Annotated in this window: 15 protein-coding genes; 9 read left to right on the top strand and 6 right to left on the bottom strand. The window is 69.0% G+C overall.

Features of this window, described 5'->3' with window-relative positions:
• Position 1 precedes the first annotated feature (1 nt).
• Entirely contained in the window at positions 2-1,537 is a 1,536-nt protein-coding gene (locus tag ACEWX3_RS11615; protein ID WP_374159476.1) for an ABC transporter substrate-binding protein, read from the bottom strand.
• A 162-nt stretch (positions 1,538-1,699) separates the two neighbouring features.
• Between ACEWX3_RS11615 and ACEWX3_RS11620 the strand changes: the two genes are divergently transcribed.
• The 3 genes from ACEWX3_RS11620 to ACEWX3_RS11630 are packed head-to-tail and all read left to right on the top strand — an operon-like array spanning position 1,700 to position 4,446.
• A complete protein-coding gene (locus ACEWX3_RS11620) occupies positions 1,700-2,233 on the top strand; it encodes a hypothetical protein (RefSeq protein ID WP_374159477.1) in 534 nt (177 codons plus the stop codon).
• Positions 2,234-2,244: 11 nt separating this feature from the next.
• On the top strand, positions 2,245-3,297 hold the full coding sequence (locus ACEWX3_RS11625) for a DUF4185 domain-containing protein (protein WP_207066778.1): 1,053 nt from the start codon (positions 2,245-2,247) through the stop codon (positions 3,295-3,297).
• Positions 3,298-3,357: 60 nt separating this feature from the next.
• A complete protein-coding gene (locus ACEWX3_RS11630) occupies positions 3,358-4,446 on the top strand; it encodes a dihydrodipicolinate reductase (protein WP_286182946.1) in 1,089 nt (362 codons plus the stop codon).
• 24 nt (positions 4,447-4,470) lie between these two features.
• Here ACEWX3_RS11630 and ACEWX3_RS11635 read toward each other — a convergent pair whose 3' ends face one another.
• The gene (locus tag ACEWX3_RS11635) at positions 4,471-5,556 is read right to left on the bottom strand and encodes a class I SAM-dependent methyltransferase (RefSeq protein ID WP_221358611.1); all 1,086 of its coding nucleotides are present in this window, start codon (positions 5,554-5,556) and stop codon (positions 4,471-4,473) included.
• Positions 5,557-5,656: 100 nt separating this feature from the next.
• Between ACEWX3_RS11635 and ACEWX3_RS11640 the strand changes: the two genes are divergently transcribed.
• A complete protein-coding gene (locus ACEWX3_RS11640; RefSeq protein ID WP_374159478.1) occupies positions 5,657-6,394 on the top strand; it encodes an SHOCT domain-containing protein in 738 nt (245 codons plus the stop codon).
• Between the two features lie 165 nt (positions 6,395-6,559).
• Here the strand turns inward: ACEWX3_RS11640 and ACEWX3_RS11645 are convergent, their stop codons facing one another.
• Both ACEWX3_RS11645 and ACEWX3_RS11650 read right to left on the bottom strand, forming a co-directional pair.
• Entirely contained in the window at positions 6,560-7,183 is a 624-nt protein-coding gene (locus tag ACEWX3_RS11645; protein ID WP_207066746.1) for an MBL fold metallo-hydrolase, read from the bottom strand.
• A gap of 2 nt (positions 7,184-7,185) precedes the next feature.
• Positions 7,186-8,271 carry an S-(hydroxymethyl)mycothiol dehydrogenase gene (locus ACEWX3_RS11650; RefSeq protein ID WP_374159479.1) on the bottom strand — a complete coding sequence of 362 codons (1,086 nt, stop codon included), beginning with the start codon at positions 8,269-8,271 and terminating at the stop codon, positions 7,186-7,188.
• Positions 8,272-8,361: 90 nt separating this feature from the next.
• Here ACEWX3_RS11650 and ACEWX3_RS11655 point away from each other — a divergent pair, with 90 nt between their 5' ends.
• The 5 genes from ACEWX3_RS11655 to ACEWX3_RS11675 all read left to right on the top strand — a co-directional run bounded on the left by ACEWX3_RS11655 (position 8,362) and on the right by ACEWX3_RS11675 (position 13,685).
• On the top strand, positions 8,362-9,969 hold the full coding sequence (locus ACEWX3_RS11655) for a LuxR C-terminal-related transcriptional regulator (RefSeq protein ID WP_374159480.1): 1,608 nt from the start codon (positions 8,362-8,364) through the stop codon (positions 9,967-9,969).
• Between the two features lie 98 nt (positions 9,970-10,067).
• Positions 10,068-11,144 carry a class I SAM-dependent methyltransferase gene (locus ACEWX3_RS11660; protein WP_374159481.1) on the top strand — a complete coding sequence of 359 codons (1,077 nt, stop codon included), beginning with the start codon at positions 10,068-10,070 and terminating at the stop codon, positions 11,142-11,144.
• Positions 11,145-11,229: 85 nt separating this feature from the next.
• Positions 11,230-12,198 carry a mechanosensitive ion channel family protein gene (locus ACEWX3_RS11665; RefSeq protein ID WP_207066742.1) on the top strand — a complete coding sequence of 323 codons (969 nt, stop codon included), beginning with the start codon at positions 11,230-11,232 and terminating at the stop codon, positions 12,196-12,198.
• Between the two features lie 12 nt (positions 12,199-12,210).
• Positions 12,211-13,035, top strand: coding sequence for a serine hydrolase domain-containing protein (locus ACEWX3_RS11670; protein ID WP_374159482.1), 825 nt, complete (start codon positions 12,211-12,213; stop codon positions 13,033-13,035).
• 137 nt (positions 13,036-13,172) lie between these two features.
• A complete protein-coding gene (locus tag ACEWX3_RS11675) occupies positions 13,173-13,685 on the top strand; it encodes a DUF3145 domain-containing protein (RefSeq protein ID WP_374159483.1) in 513 nt (170 codons plus the stop codon).
• Here the strand turns inward: ACEWX3_RS11675 and ACEWX3_RS11680 are convergent.
• Both ACEWX3_RS11680 and ACEWX3_RS11685 read right to left on the bottom strand, forming a co-directional pair.
• Positions 13,682-14,587, bottom strand: a complete 906-nt coding sequence (locus ACEWX3_RS11680) for a diacylglycerol kinase (protein ID WP_374159484.1) — start codon at positions 14,585-14,587, stop codon at positions 13,682-13,684. The genes ACEWX3_RS11675 and ACEWX3_RS11680 overlap by 4 nt on opposite strands.
• Positions 14,584-16,167 carry an FAD-binding oxidoreductase gene (locus ACEWX3_RS11685; RefSeq protein ID WP_374159841.1) on the bottom strand — a complete coding sequence of 528 codons (1,584 nt, stop codon included), beginning with the start codon at positions 16,165-16,167 and terminating at the stop codon, positions 14,584-14,586. The genes ACEWX3_RS11680 and ACEWX3_RS11685 overlap by 4 nt, the downstream gene beginning before the upstream one ends.
• Positions 16,168-16,190: the final 23 nt, after the last annotated feature.

Genomic DNA, 16,190 nt, shown 5'->3' on the forward strand with positions numbered 1-16,190 from the left:
GTCAGGCGTCACCGTCCTGGGCCCAGTGCGCGTCACGGAACCGCACCGCGCCATCCCGGCGCGCCTGATAGCCCTCCAGCGCAGGATTCCACGCCTGAATCACCGACGGGTTGTAGAGGAAGATGTAACTGACCTGGTCGGCGATCATCGTCGCCGCACGGCGGTAGTCGTCGAAGCGGGCCTGTCGGTCGGTCTCCACCCGGCCCGCGTCCAGCAGCCGGTCGACCTCGGGATCGGAGAACTTCTGCGCGTTGCTGGTGCCGTCGGTGTGGTGCTGGGCGTAGTAGAAGTCATCCGGGTCGATGTTGCCCAGCCAGCCCATCATCAACATGTCGAAGTTGCCTTTGTTCTGCTCGTCGAGCCAGGTCGCGAAGTCGACGGTGCGGATGTTCACCGTGATGCCCAGCGGCGCGAGGTTGTCGGCGACGATCTGCGCGGCCGTCACCGTCTCCGGATAATCGGTGGTGACCAGCATGTCGAGGTTGCCCGGGCTCACGCCGGCCTCGTCGAGCAGTTCACGCGCCTTGTCCAGACCGCCCTCGCCGTAGCGGTCGTACGGCACGTACCACGGGTTGCCCTCCGGGATCGCGAGCTGGTTCTTCGCGGCGGTGCCGTAGCTGGTGGCCTGCACGATGGCGTCGCGGTCGATCGCGTAGGCGATCGCCTGGCGCACCCGCACGTCGTTCCAGGGTTCGCGCGCCTCGTTGAGGGCCAGATACCAGTAGTCGTTGCTCGGCTCCACGGCCAGCGTGAGCGACTCGTCGTTGCGCAGCTGCTGCACGCGTTGCGGGGGCACCGAGTCCGTCCAGTCGATCTCGCCGGCCTGCAACGCCGACAGCGCGGTCGAGGGCTCGGAGATGAAGCGGAACCGCACCCCCGAGATGTCCGGCGCGCCGTCCCAGTAGTCCGGATTGGCCACCAACGTGATCGAGTCCCCGCTGCGCTGGTTGGCGAACGCGAACGGCCCGGTACCGACGGGATGGGTGGCGATCTCGCCGCTTTCGACGTTGCGGCGGGACACGATGGCCATGCCCTTGAAGCCGCCGAGATTGGTGAGCATGTTGGGCACCGGGCGGTCGACGCGGATCACCACCGTGGCGGGGTCGGGTGCCTCCACTGCGGTGACCGCACTGAACTTGTCGACGTTGGTGAGCTCTTCGTCGATGATCCGGTTGTAGGAGAACGCGACGTCCTCGGATGTGAGCGGGCTGCCGTCGTGAAACGTCACCCCGGGACGCAGGCGGAACGTCCACGTCAGCTCGTCGTCGCTGACCTCCCACGACTCGGCCAGCGCCGGGCGCATCTGCAGGTTCTCGTCGGGTTCGACCAGGGTGTCGAAGACGTTCTCGAGCACTTCGAACGAGAAGTAGGCCGATGTCTTGTGCGGATCGAGCTGATCGGGTTCACCGGCGATGGCCGCGATCACCCCGCCCTCGGCGCCGTCACCGAGATCCACCCGCTGGCCGGTCGAACAGCCGGTCAGCGCCACCACCAAGGCGAGCACGACGAGCGCGGTCGACGCCGCCGTTCTCGTCATGTGCATCACCCCGGGACTCGAGCCGCTGGGGGGCCTCTACCCAAACTCGCCTGGGCCCAACCCACGAGCTGCCACAAGCGACAAAGCCGTGACTTTGTCTACCCGCGACTGAAATACTTCGGTCAACCTGTCTTACCATGCGGCGGGGCGAAGGGAGACAACGTGAGGTTCCTGCGCGCGGCGGCCGCCGCCGCCATGGGTGTCGGTGTCGCGATGGGTGTCGCGGTGGGGGCTCCGCCGTCCGCCCAGGCCGCCAACGTCATGGAAGGCGTCTACAACTACATGCCGTCCGACGGGCAGCCCGGGACGTGGACGATCTATCCGTCCTGCGTGCCGGTGGTCGGCGACCTGCGTGAACCGCTGTATCTGCCGGTCGGCTGCCGGCTGCACGTCGGGCCGTCCAACGGTTTGGTCGGCGGTGACGCCCGGCTGACCGGGGGAGTGTGGAGCTTCACGACACCGGTGGCCAAGGGCATGAAATGCCCGGACGGCACCTGGGCGCCCACCATCGAGACCTTCAAGTTCGACGACGTCACCATGTCGGGTACCCGCAGCGTCACCCACAACGCGGTGTGCGGGCTGCAGCCCGGCATCATCAATACGAACTTCACGCTGTCGTTCAAGGAACCGCTGCCGATCCCGGTCGACCGGTACCCGCTGTACTGCGAGCCCGGCGGGCTGCGCCGCTGCTTCTAGGAAAGCGGCCGCTGCCGCGCAGATGCGGCAAGGCCGTCGACGTCACCGGACCGGGGATCACCGACCGGTGGGGAGTGACCTGTGCCGACCTGGGTGCCTCGGTCCTGGCCCCGGACGGATCGCTGGTGTCGGTGTTCGGCGACACGTTCTCCGGCGACACCGTCGGTCGGGGGGACTGGCGCTCACCGGTCGTGCTGATCGGTCGCGGTGACGCCGACCACCAGATCGTCTACCACCGTGCGGGGGGACCCGACCCCGACTATGCGCGTCAGCTGTGGCACTACCGTCACGACCACACCGCCGCCCGCCGGCGACGCGGTATCAGCACCGTCATCCCGTCGGACCTGCTGACCGTCGGGGACTCGATGTATCTGCACGCCATCGTCAACCGCGGGCTGGGCAACGTCGCGTGGACGGAGATCTGGCGCTCCGACGACGACGGCGCGACGTGGCGAGACCTCGGCAGCGAGGCCCGCTTCGCGGCCGACCTGCATCACGGTCACGCCCAGTGCTGGAGCTGGGACCACCAACCGGGACCGGACGGCGGCTGGGTATATGTGGCCGCCACCGGTTTTCAGCGCGACAAGGGCATCATCCTGATGCGGGTGCGGCCCCGACACGTCGGATCGCGGCGGCACTATCGAAGTTGGGGGTTCACCGACGGGCGGTGGGGGTGGGGGAGCCGGGCCACCCCGATCACGCCGCCAGGTGAGAAGTGGGGTGAGCTGACGCTGCGTCGGCTGGCCTCGGGCCACTGGATCCTGGGTGGATTCCTGGCCTCGGAGTACGCACTGGGCTACCGCGTCATCGACTCCCCGCTGGCGAACATGCACAGCACCGCTATCCAGAAGCCGGTGATCGGCTGCGGATGGCAGGACGAGGACCACGCCGGCGGCCGGGTGGCCCAGCTCTACGGCGGCTACGTGTTGCCCGGCTCGAGGGTGGGCGTCGAAGCCGGCGTCGGTCTGATGGTGTCGCAGTGGCACACCGCCAACGGATGGCCCTATCGGACAATGCAATTCAGGGTGACGTTGGACGACACGCCGGCCGCGGCCGCACCGTGAGAACCGTCGACTTGGGCCGGAATCGTTCCCGCCGCGCGGGCCGGGCCTAGGGTATTGGCTGTGCGCACCGATTCTGACGCCAAACGCGTGGTCATCTGGGGAACCGGGTTCGTCGGCAAGATGGTGATCGCCGAGGTGCTCGAGCACCCCGGGTTCGAACTGGTCGGCGTCGGCGTCAGCGACCCCGCCAAAGTGGGACGCGACATCGGCGACATCTGTGGACTGTCCTCCGACGTCGGGATCGCTGCCACCGACGACGTCGACGCGCTGATCGACCTGAAACCCGACGCGCTGGTGCACTACGGTCCAACCGCCGCGCACGCCGACGCCAACATCGATCTGATCACCCGGTTCCTGCGGGCCGGCATCGACGTGTGCTCCACCGCGATGACCCCGTGGATCTGGCCGACCATGCACCTGAATCCGCCCAATTGGATCGAACCGATCACGGTGGCCTGCGAACTCGGCGAGGCGTCGTGTTTCACCACCGGCATCGACCCAGGTTTCGCCAACGACCTGTTCCCGATGACTCTGATGGGATTGTGCTCCGAGGTCCGCACCGTGCGCGCCTCCGAGCTACTGGACTACACCCACTACACCGGAGACTACGACCGGGAGATGGGCATCGGGCGACCGCCGGAGTACCGGGCGATGCTCGAGAACCCCGATATCCTCGTGTTCGCCTGGGGTGCAACAGTTCCCATGATCGCCCACGCCGCCGGGATCATGCTCGACGACATCACCACCACCTGGGAGAAGTGGGTCACCCCCACAGAGCGCAAGACCGCGAAAGGCGTCATCGCGGCCGGCAACGTCGCCGCTGTCCGCTTCACCGTCAACGGTGTCTACCGCGGCGAGACCCGCATCCAACTCGAGCACGTCAACCGCATCGGCAACGACGCCGCCCCGGATTGGCCGTCGGGCAACCAGAACGACGTCTACCGTGTCGACATCGAAGGGACGCCGAGCATCTCCCAGGAGACCGCGTTCCGGTTCACCGATGGTTCCGGACGTGACGCCGCGGCAGCGGGCTGCCTGGCGACCGGGCTGCGCGCCCTCAATGCGGTGCCGGCCGTCAACGATCTGTCACCCGGGTGGGTCACCGCGCTCGATCTGCCGCTGATCCCGGGCAAAGGCACGATTCGCTAGGCACGATTCGCTAGGTGCGATCCGCTAGGTGCGTGGCCGCTTGACCAGCACCACGTGCGCCAGCGGGATGCGGACCTGTTCGGGTGCCGCGCCCATCCGCTCGCTGATGCCGGACTCGAGCCGGTCGAACAACGCGCCGACCCGCCGTTCGTCCGTGTCCTCCGGCAGAGCCGTCAGCAGTGCCGGGAACACCGCCGCACGGGCGAACGCCGCCCACCGCGTGCCGAACGCGGCGGCGTTGCCGTCGGCCCGATAGCGCTCCCAGAACCGGTCCTCGGCGTCGAACACCTCCAGATGCTCGATCTCCAGCCGCTCGAACCGGCCCGACGGTGCGAACGGGGCCGTGAAGTCGACCTCCCGGCGCGACACCGTCGGGATGCACATGCCGGCCAGCTCGTCGGCGGTGATGACGTCGTCGCCGGCCAACTCCTCGAGCGCGTCGTCGATCGCGCGCAACAGGGGCCGAAACCCGACCTCGTCGTCGTCGCCGACGGCCATGGTCATCACCACCAGGCGTCCCCCCGGCCCCAACTCGCGCCCGCGGAACGCGATGAACTCATGCCAGTCGTGGGCGGCCTGCCGCGCGAACGCGGCCTGCACCTGTGAGTCGGTGCAGTCGGAGATGTGCACGTGGCCGTCGATCTCGGCCGGTGTCCGGCTCAACCACTGGATCGCCCACGCACTCCAACCCAGATGCACGCTGTTGGAAGGCATGATCTGGCCGTAGAACGACCGCCCCACCGCTGACGCGAACGTCGCCGGGTCCTTGCGCAGGTAGGTGTCCGGGTCCTCCTCGATGGTGCGGAACATCGCGGTGAAATCGTTGTCCGGAATGTCGGTGTGCGCCACCAGCACCGAGTGTTCGGCGCTGGTGCGGCTGCGCAGCACCTTGATTGCGGCGCCGAGCGGCAGCAGCGAATTGTGGCCGGTGCCGGCGCCGTAGTCGGCGAGCACGATCGGTTGCGGGGCAGTCGGCAGCGGAACCTGCGCGGCGGCCCGTTCGAACACGGCGATCGCGGGGGCAAGACCGGCGGCCTGCAATCGCGAGGACGCGGTGTAGGTCTCGCTGTCCATGGGTTGAGGCCGCACGACGATGCTGGATTCAGGCATCGCGACCTCCGAACAGCTCTGCGTGGTATCCCTCTCTTTCGCACGGTAGTCCTCACGTCGCGACCGCGCCGCAGAAGCGCGGTCGTGACAGACTTCGCTCATGACGGGACGGGTCGGTCCACGCGTCGCGCTGGCCGGTGCAATTCTCGCGCTGGTCACCGGGGTTGTCGGTCTCGTCGTGTCAGTGCTTCTGAACGTGTTCGTCTTCGACGAGTTCGACGCCTACGGTGAGGTGCCCATCCCCGGATCCGCGCGGCTGCACTTGCCCGCCGGGGAGGCCACCATCAGCTTCCACACCGCGGTCCCCGGTGGTGTCAGCGGCGGATTTCCGGTGCCCGCGCTGCAACTGGGCATCACCCCGCCGGACGGCGCGCCCGATCCCGTCGTGACCGAGAGCGTGGGCACCACCACCTCGGTCAACAGCGACGTCCGCATCCGCCTGTGGACGGTGCAGATTGCCGAGGACGGCGTGTATGACGTCGCGGTGCGCGGCGAGGTCGCCGGCTACATCAACCCGCAGCTGGCCTTCGGCCGCGACGACTCGCCGTGGTGGCTGGTGTGGGCGTTCGGCGGGCTCATCGCCGCCGGTGTCGTGTCGTTGGTCCTGGCGATCCTGTGGCGGCTCCGGTCGCCGCGCGCAGTGCAGAACGTGGCGGCGCCGGTGAGTCTCGACGAGCCCACCTGGCCCGGACCGGTTCCGCCGCCGGTGCACAGCTACGAACCCACCGACACCGACGTGCGGCTCGAACAACTCAAGACGCTGGCCGCGCTGCGCGAGTCAGGTGCCCTCACCGATGCCGAGTTCGAGGCCGAGAAGCGTCGGATCCTCCGGAGCTGACGGACCGTGAGCGCGCGCTCGCGGTGCAGAGGGCTCAGAGCTGCTTGGCCAATCCCGCAGCTCAGCTGCTCAGGCCCAATAGGCAGCTCAGCTGCTCAGGCGCGATAGGCAGCTCAGCTGTTCAGGCGCGATAGGCAGCTCAGCTGCTCAGGCGCGATAGGCAGCTCAGCTGCCGCGGGCCACCCACTCGTCGTAGTGCACGATCTCGTCGCCGACGGTCGTGGTGTCGCCGTGGCCCGTGTAGACGACCGTCTCGCCGGGAAGCTTGCCCAGCCGACCCGAGATGGACTCGAGGATGGTCGGGAAATCCGAATAGGACCGGCCGGTCGCGCCCGGCCCACCCTGGAACAGCGTGTCACCGCTGAACACCGCGCCCAACTCCGGCGCGTGCCAGCAGACCGATCCGGGGGAGTGCCCGGGCGTGTGCAGAGCACGCAGCTCGGTACCCGCCACGCGCAGCGTGTCACCGTCGGCCACGGCGCGAAAGTCGCTGTCGGGATGGGTCATCCGCCACAGCACGTCGTCGGCCGGGTGCAGGAACACCGGCGCATCCAGGGCTTGCCCGAGCTGGGGGGCGACGGTCACGTGATCGTTGTGCCCGTGCGTGCACACGACGGCGACGACGTGGCGCCCGCCGACCGCTTCGATGATCGGTTCGGCGGTGTGCGCGGCGTCGAACACCACCACCTCGTTGTCGTCGCCGACGAGCCAGATGTTGTTGTCGACCTCCCAGCTGCCGCCGTCGAGTTCGAACGTTCCGCTGGTCACCAGCCGCGCGATGTTGCCCATGCCTACAGCACTACCACGGAGCGCAGCACTTCACCGGAGTGCATCTTGTGGAACGCGTCTTCGATCTGGTCGAGACCGATGCGCTCGGAGACGAACTTGTCCAGCGGGAAGCGGCCCTCGAGGAACAGGGTGATCAGCGTCGGGAAGTCCCGCTCGGGCAGGCAGTCGCCGTACCAGGACGACTTCAGCGATCCGCCGCGGCTGAAGAAGTCGACCAGCGGCATCTCCAGCGTCATGTCCGGCGTCGGCACCCCGACCAGCACCACGGTGCCGGCCAGGTCGCGGGCGTAGAACGCCTGCTTCCAGGTTTCGGGCCGCCCGACCGCGTCGATGACGACGTCGGCGCCGAAACCGTCGGTCAGATCCTGGATCGTGGCCACCGGATCGAGTTCACGGGCGTTGATCGTGTGGGTCGCACCGAACTGGCGGGCCCAGTCCAGCTTTCGGTTGTCCATGTCGACGGCGATGATCTTCTTCGCCCCGACCAGGCGTGCCCCGGCGATCGCCGCATCTCCCACGCCGCCGCAACCGATGACCGCCACGGTGTCGTCGCGGTTGACGGCGCCGGTGTTGATCGCCGCCCCGACGCCGGCCATCACACCGCAACCCAGCAGACCGGCCGCGGCCGGATCAGCGGCGGGGTCGACCTTCGTGCACTGACCCTCGTGCACGAGGGTCTTGTCGGCGAACGCGCCGATGCCCAGCGCGGGGGTCAGCGCGGTGCCGTCGGTCAGCGTCATCGGCTGCTCGGCGTTGAACGTGTCGAAACACAGGTGCGGGCGGCCCCGCTTGCACGCCCGGCACTGCCCGCACACCGCGCGCCAGTTCAGCACCACGAAATCACCCGGCTCGACGTTCGTCACGCCGACGCCGACCGACTCGACGGTGCCGGCAGCCTCATGGCCCAGCAGGAACGGGAACTCATCGTTGATTCCGCCGTCGCGGTAGGTCAGATCGGTGTGGCACACCCCGCACGCAGCGATGTCGACAACCACCTCACCGGGTCCCGGATCGGGGATGACGATGTCCACCACCTCGACCGGTTCTGACTTCTTCCGTGAGATCACACCGCGCACCGTCTGAGTCATGCCTACAACCTAATGGTTCGCCTCGGGGGCGACAGAGCGTGTGTCCCGGGCCTGTCCTGAACCGGGCAGATGGGGATAACCTGAACATCGATGCTGGTCGAACCGCAGATTGATCTGCTGACGGTCGCGCGCGCCGCGCACGAACGACGGGACTGGCGTGCCAGCTACGAGGCGTTCGACCGCGCCAGCGTGTACGCGCCCCTGCGCATCGACGACCTCGACGCCTTCTCGTTCGCCGCGTGGCGTCTCGGTCACGTGAAGGAGGCCAGCCGAGCCGCCGAGCGGGTGTTCGCCGAGCTCACCAGGACCGACCCCACCGCTGCGGCGATGAAGGCCACCGAGCTCGGGCTGGCCTGGCTGGTGCGCGGTGACCTCAACATCGGGCAGGGCTGGATGAACCGGGCCCGCCGGCTGCTCGCGGGCGCCGAGGAGGGGCCCGCACACGGTTACCTGGCCTACCTCGATGCCAACATCGCGGCGATGACATTGGATCTCGACACGCTCGACACGCATGTGCGCGCGCTGCGCGACCTCGCTGAGCGGTTGAACACGCCCGCCGTCACCGCGCTGGGTCTGATCATCGGCGGCATCGAGGCGATCCTCCACGCCCGCACCGCCGACGGCTACGCGCTGATCGACGAGGCGATTCTGCCGCTGGTGGCCGATGAAGTGCCGATCGAGTGGGCCGGCGACATCTACTGCATCGTGCTGCACCACTGCCACAAGCTGGCCGACCTGCCGCGGATGCGGTCGTGGACCCAGTCGATGGAGCAGTGGTGCGGGTTGTCGGGTTCGCTGCCCTACGGCGGGGTGTGTGATGTGCACCGTTTGCAGGTGCAGGTCCACACCGACGACTACCGCCTCCTCGAGCACCGGCTCGGCACTTCCAGCCGCACCCTCGCCGAGGTCAACTCCTGGGCCGCGGCAGAGGGGTACTACCAGCTGGGCGAGGTGCGCCGGCTGATGGGCGATCTGGACGGTGCGGCTCGGGCCTTCGAGCAGGCCAGAACGTTGGGCAAGGACCCGCAGCCCGGCGAAGCCCTGCTGGCCTGCCGGCGCGGGGACTCCGCGGCGGCGTGGACGGCGGTCCGACTGGCGTTGGCCGGTGCAGACCGGCTGGACCGGATGCGTTTGTTGCGTGCCGCGGTGGAGATCGCGCTCGGGCGCGACGCCGTCGACGAAGCCGAAACCTACTGCCGTGAACTCGAAACCGACGCTGCGGCATTCAAGACCCCGGGTTTTTTGGCCTGGGCGGCGCACGCCCGCGGCGCCGTGGCGGTGCGGCGGGGTCGTTTCGACGACGCGCTCGCCTCGCTCCAGGAGGCGCTGCGCGAATACCGGGTGCAGCAGTCCCGCTACGAGACCGCCGAAGTCTATGAGTGGATGGCGCTGGCGCGGCGCGGCCTCGGAGACACGCGCGCCTCCGCCGCCGACGCCGCCACCGCCGACGCGATCTACGCCGAACTGGGGGTCGAACCCGCCGGTATCTGCGGCATCCCCACACCCGGCGGGCTCACCCGCCGTGAGCTCGAGGTCCTGGCCTGCGTTGCGCAGGGCGCGACCAACCGGCAGGCCGCCCAGCAGCTCTACCTGTCGGAGAAGACCGTCGGCCGCCATCTGGCCAACATCTACGCCAAGATCGGGGTCTCGTCGCGGACTGCCGCGGCGGCCTGGGCGCATGCCAACGACGTGCTGTAGCAAGGGGCCGGCCTGCATGGTTTGCACCACGGGCGCGCACACGATCTGCATCGTGTACTCGATGCCGGGGCACGCATCGGCGTCTTAGCGTCAACGCCATGACCACAGTTCAGGAAACACCGATGACCGATACGACCGAGGAGTTCGCCGAGCGCGTCGTCGGCGCGATCGACGCCGCGAGCGTGGCGATCCTGCTGTCGATCGGACACCAGACCCACTTGTTCGACACGCTCGCCGGGCTGCCGCCGGCCAGCAGCATCCAGATCGCCGACGCCGCCGGGCTCGACGAGCGCTACGTGCGGGAATGGTTGGGTGGCGTGGTGGCGGCGCAGATCGTCGACTACGACCCGGCATCGCAGACCTACTCGCTGCCCCGGCAGCGCGCCGCGGTGCTGACCCGCTCGGCCGGGCCGGACAACCTGGCTCGGGTGGCCCAGTTCATCCCGCTGCTCGGCGAGGTCGAGCAGAAGATCATCGGCTGCTTCCGGCACGGCGGTGGTCTGTCCTACCACGAGTACCCGCGCTTTCATTCGCTGATGGCCGAAGAGAGTGGCGAGGTCTTCGACGCCGCGCTGGTCGACGGGATCCTGCCGATGGCCGACGGGCTGCCCGACCGGTTGCGCGCGGGTGTGGACGTCGCCGACGTCGGGTGCGGCAGCGGCCACGCCGTCAACGTGATGGCGCAGGCCTTCCCGGACAGCCGGTTCGTCGGGATCGACTTCTCGGAGGAGGGGCTGGCTGCCGGCGTCGCCGAAGCCGGCCGCCTCGGGTTGACCAACGCGACGTTCCGCGCCGCCGACGTCGCGCGCCTCGAGGACACCGACGCGTTCGACGTCATCACCGCGTTCGACTCCATCCACGATCAGGCGCACCCTGCCACCGTGCTGGCCAACATCCACCGCGCGCTGCGCCCGGGTGGGGTGTTCCTGATGGTCGACATCAAGGCCTCCAGCCATCTGGAGGACAACGTCGGGGTGCCGTTCGCGTCCTACCTCTACACCGTCTCGACGATGCACTGCATGAGCGTGTCGCTCGGCCTGGACGGCGACGGCCTGGGCACGTGCTGGGGCCGGGAGCTGGCCACCACCATGCTGAGTGACGCCGGCTTCACCGACGTGCAGGTGCGCGAGATCGAGTCCGACCCGATCAACTTCTACTACGTCGCCAGAAAGTGACGCAGCCGCACCAGCATCGGGTCAATCGGAATTGCTGACCTCGGCGGCTTTCGATCACGGTTGTCCGGCCCGTACGGTCGAAGGTATGGATCTGCAGACGCTTGCTATGGAATGGACGGAGACCAACCAGCACTGGCTTGTCGAGGTGCCGATCCGGATCGGGGCATACCTGATCGCCATCTTGATCGCCCGCTTCATCCTGCACCGGATGATCGACCGGGCCACCGGCCGCGGCGGCAAGGCCAAGAAGGTCAGCGGTGACGAGAACGCCCCCGCCAAGCCGGCGCTGCTGCGCGGCCTGCGCGACCGCGTGCCGTCGGGCGCGACCGGCCAGCAGGCCATCGAGCGCCGTCAGCAGCGCGCCCAGACCATCGGGTCGGTGCTCAAGTCGACGGTGTCGATCGTGCTGCTGGTGTGGGGCATCCTGGCGATCCTCAACGTCCTCGGCGTCAACATCGCGCCGTTCATCGCCTCGGCCGGGGTGGTCGGCCTGGCCATCGGCTTCGGCGCCCAGAACCTCGTGCGCGATTTCGTCACCGGGGTGTTCATGCTGCTGGAGGACCAGTACGGCGTCGGAGACATCGTCGATCTCGGCGAGGCCATCGGCGAGGTGCAGACGGTCGGCCTGCGGGTGACGACGTTGCGCGACATCGACGGCACCCTCTGGTACGTCCGCAACGGTGAGATCGCCCGCGTCGGCAACATGAGCCAGGAATACGCCGTGGCCCGCATCGAGGTGCCGGTGTCGCTGAGTGCCGATGTCGAGCGCGCCGAGCAGGTCGCCGTCGACGCGGCCACGGCCGCCATCGCGGAGGCGCCGCTGGCGGAGAAGGTGCTGGGCGAGCCCGAGATGCTCGGCGTGCAGGAGCTGTCGCCGGACCTGCTGACGCTGCGCATGACGCTGAAGACCCGCCCCGGTGCGCAGTGGTCGGTGCAGCGCCGGCTGCGGCGCGAGATCCTGCGCGCCTACGACGAGAACGGCATCGATCTGCCCTACCCGCACGGACGCATCCATGCGCTGGTCGGCGGGAAGACGAACGGGGACGCGAACTAAGCTCCTGGATCGATGGGAGCCCTCGACGTCCTGGCCGACTGGCCGGTACCGACCGCAGCCGCGGCTGTCGTGTCGACCGAGGGTGTGCTGGCCGACTGGGGCGACACCCGGCGCCGGTTCGCGCTGGCCTCGGTGACCAAGCCGCTGGTCGCGCGAGCGGCGCAGGTCGCCGTCGAGGAGGGGGCCGTCAGCCTCGACACCCCCGCGGGCCCACCCGGCTCGACGGTGCGCCACCTGCTGGCACATGCAGCCGGCTACGAGATGACCTCGGGCAAGGTGCTCGCCGAACCCGGCACCCGCCGCATCTACTCCAATCACGGCTTCACGGTGCTCGCCGAGGTGATGGAACGAGAGTCGACCATCCCGTTCGAGTCGTACCTGCGGGAGGCCGTGCTCGATCCGCTGGCGATGGCCGACACCGAGTTCGAGGGCGGGGCCGAGGCTGCCGGCTACGGGGCGTCCTCGACCGTCGCCGACCTGGCGGCTTTCGCCGGGGATCTGCTGGAGCCGGTGACGGTGTCGGAGCCGATGCACAGCGACGCGATCAGCGTTCAGTTTCCCGGGCTGAACGGGGTATTGCCCGGATTCGGCGTGCAGCGCCCCAACGACTGGGGGCTGGGCTTCGAGATCCGCGACGGCAAATCTCCGCACTGGACCGGGTCGGCCAACTCGGCGCGCACCTTCGGTCACTTCGGTCAGTCGGGGACGTTCTTGTGGGTCGATCCGGACGCCGGGGTGGCCCTGGTCGTGCTCACCGACCGACGCTTCGGGGAGTGGGCCCAGTCGGTGATGCCCGCGCTGTCTGATGAAGTTCTGAGAGAATTCAGGCGCGACTAGCGCAACACCCGTATCACGAGGCACAATGGTCTCGCAAGCAACACCAACAATTTCATCTCGCTGAGCGATCCATTGCCGTTCGGAAACCACCAGGTCGTTGGGGAAGACGTCCCTCGTGGAGCCGAAGGAGCAAGTAGATGCGTGCAGCGAATCAGTTCGCCGACGTGACGACGGGCGTGGTCTACATCCACGCGTCGCCCGCGGCGGTGTGCCCGCATGTCGAGTGGGCGTTGTCGTCGACCCTCAATTCGAGGGCGAACCTGAAGTGGACCCCGCAGCCGGCCATGCCGAGACAGCTGCGCGCCGTCACCAACTGGGTCGGGCCGGTCGGCACCGGTGCCCAGCTGGCGAATGCGCTGCGCTCCTGGTCGGTGCTGCGTTTCGAGGTCACCGAGGATCCCAGCCAGGGTGTCGACGGGCACCGCTGGTGCCACACCCCGCAACTGGGGCTGTGGAGCGGCGCGATGAGCGCCAACGGCGACGTCATGGTCGGCGAGATGCGCCTGCGTTCCCTGATGGCCGCCGGGGCCGACACGTTGGCCGCCGAGCTCGACTCGGTGCTCGGCACCGCGTGGGACGACGCACTGGAGGCCTACCGCGACGGCGGCGAGGGCGCCGAGGTCAGCTGGCTGAGCAGGGGTGTCGGCTAACCGGCCCGCGGTCGCAGGATCTTCAGCGCGGCGGGCACCGCGGACACCTCGACAGGCAGCGGGCAGACATACTCGCCGTCGGCGTATGCATTGATCCCGGGGCTGTCGACGGTGATGGTCCCCGCCCGCCGGGTGTGCACCTCGTCGAGGTCGACATGGGTGCCCTTGAACACCGTGGGAAACAGCCGGATCAGCCGCGTCCGTGACGCCGAGGCCACCATCGTCGCGTCGAGCAACCCGTCGCGCGGGTCGGCGTCGGGGCAGATCAACATGCCCCCGCCGTAGCTGCGGGTGTTACCGAACGCGGCGAGCGTCAACTCGGTGACGTAAGTGTCGCCGTCGAAGGTCAGCCGGAACGGCAGCAGCCGAAGCTGGGACAGTTCGGCCAGCATCGCCAGGTTGTAGCGCATCCGCCCGTGCGGCCAGGTCATCCGGTTGGTCCGGTCGGTGACCAGCGAGTCGAATCCCGCGGCCATCACGGTGCCGAACCAGCGAACCGTGCCGTCGCTGCCGGCGATGCGCCCGAGGTCGACGGTGTCGACCCAGCCGTCGACCACCACGTCGGCGGCCGCCTCTGGGTCGTTGACCGGCAGACCGAACGCGCGGGCGTGGTCGTTGCCGGTGCCGGCCGGCACGATCGCCAGCGGAACCTCGCTTTCCGCGAGCACCTGCAACGCGACCGACACGATGCCGTCGCCGCCGACGACCACCAGCGCGTCCATGTCGCGCTCGAGCGCGCCCTCCACGAGGCGCTGGGCATGGGTGGCGTCGGTGCCGGCGATGGCGACGACGTCGAGTCCACGGCGGTGCAGCTGGGTGATGGCACGCTCGGCGGCGTGCCGGGCGTTGCCGTGCCCCGACGCCGGGTTCGTCAGTACGGTGACGCGCCCGGTGCCGGTCACGGAATCAACTTGCCCGGGTTGAGGATTCCGGCCGGATCCAGGGTGGCCTTGACGGACCTGAGCAACTCGACTCCGAGGTCGCCGACCTCGTCGCGCATCCACGGGCGGTGATCGGCGCCCACCGCGTGGTGATGGGTGATCGTGCCGCCGTTGCGCACCATCGCCTCCGAGGCCGCGGCCTTGGCGGTGCGCCACTGCTCGATCGGGTTGCCGCGCTGCGCTGCCACGACGGTGAAGTAGAGCGAGGCGCCGGTCGGATACACATGCGAAATGTGGCACATCACCAGGGCCGGGGTGCCCGAATCGGCCAGGGCCGTGGTCAACGCCTCGGTGACCGCCGCCTTGAGCAGCGGCACGTTGGACCAGGTGGTTGCGGTCTCGAGGGTCTCGCACAGCGCCCCGGCAGCCAGCAGCGAGTCGCGCAGGTAGGGGGCGTTGAATCGGCCGTGCTCCCAGGCCCGCGCGGCGGCGTCACCGAGCGACGTCCCGCCCATCGCGGTGAGCAGATCCCGGGTCTCCTGGTGGCGGCTCGCGACATGGGCCTCGGTGCCCTCGAACACCGTGATGGCCAGGCACCCACCGGTGATCGTCTGCTGTTCACCGATGCTCTCGGTCGTGGCGAGGTTGACCCCCGTCTCGGCTTCGTCGGACAGCCGCAGCACCGTCGGACCGGCGCCGGTCTGCACGACCGCTCGCAGTGCGTCGGCGCCGGTGGCGAAATCCGGGAACGACCAGGCCTCGTGACGTGTTGTCTGCGGCACCGGGTGCACGCGCACCCGCACCCGGGTGATCACGCCGAAGGCGCCCTCGGAGCCGAGCAGCAGCTGACGCAGATCGGGGCCCGCAGCCGACGCGGGAGCGCGACCGAGGTCCAGGGTGCCCGCCGGGGTGATGGCGCGCAGCCCGCGGACCATGTCGTCGAAGCGCCCGTAGCCCGCGGAATCCTGCCCGGACGAGCGGGTGGCGGCGAAGCCACCGATGGTGGCGAAGCAGAAGCTCTGCGGGAAATGCCCGAGCGAGAATCCGCGCTCGCCCAGCAGTCGCTCGGCGTCCGGTCCGGTCACGCCGGCGCCCAGCTCGGCCTCCCAGGACACCTCGTCGAGCCACCACAGTCGGTCCAGCCGGCGCAGGTCCAGCGACACCACTGCCTTGAACCGCCCGCGCGTCGGGTCGAGACCGCCGACCACGGAGGTGCCGCCACCGAAGGGGACCACGCCGATGCTGCGGTCGGCGCACAACCGCAACACCGCGGCCACCTCGTCGTCGCTGCCGGGCAGCAGCACCGCGTCCGGGGCGTCCTGGACGCCGAAGTCGCGACGTCGCAGCAGGTCCAGCGTCGACTTGCCGCCTGCGCGCAGCAGCCGATCGTGATCGGCGACGGCGACATGCTCGGCTCCGAGGATCGCGGCGAAACTCTCCCGGTCGGAGGGTGACAGCGCCGACGGCCTCAGCCGCACCTGGTCGAGGCTCGGCGTGGCCATGTCAGTGGGTTGGATACCGAGCGCCTGCTCGAGCAGCGACCGGATTCCCGGGGACAGCGGCTTGGCGGCGGCGGGGTCACCCCAGCCGTTCCACAGCATGGGCGGATCGTTCGGTTGGGCGC

It is taken from the genome of Mycobacterium sp. G7A2 (genome assembly GCF_041902445.1).
GTDB lineage: Bacteria > Actinomycetota > Actinomycetes > Mycobacteriales > Mycobacteriaceae > Mycobacterium.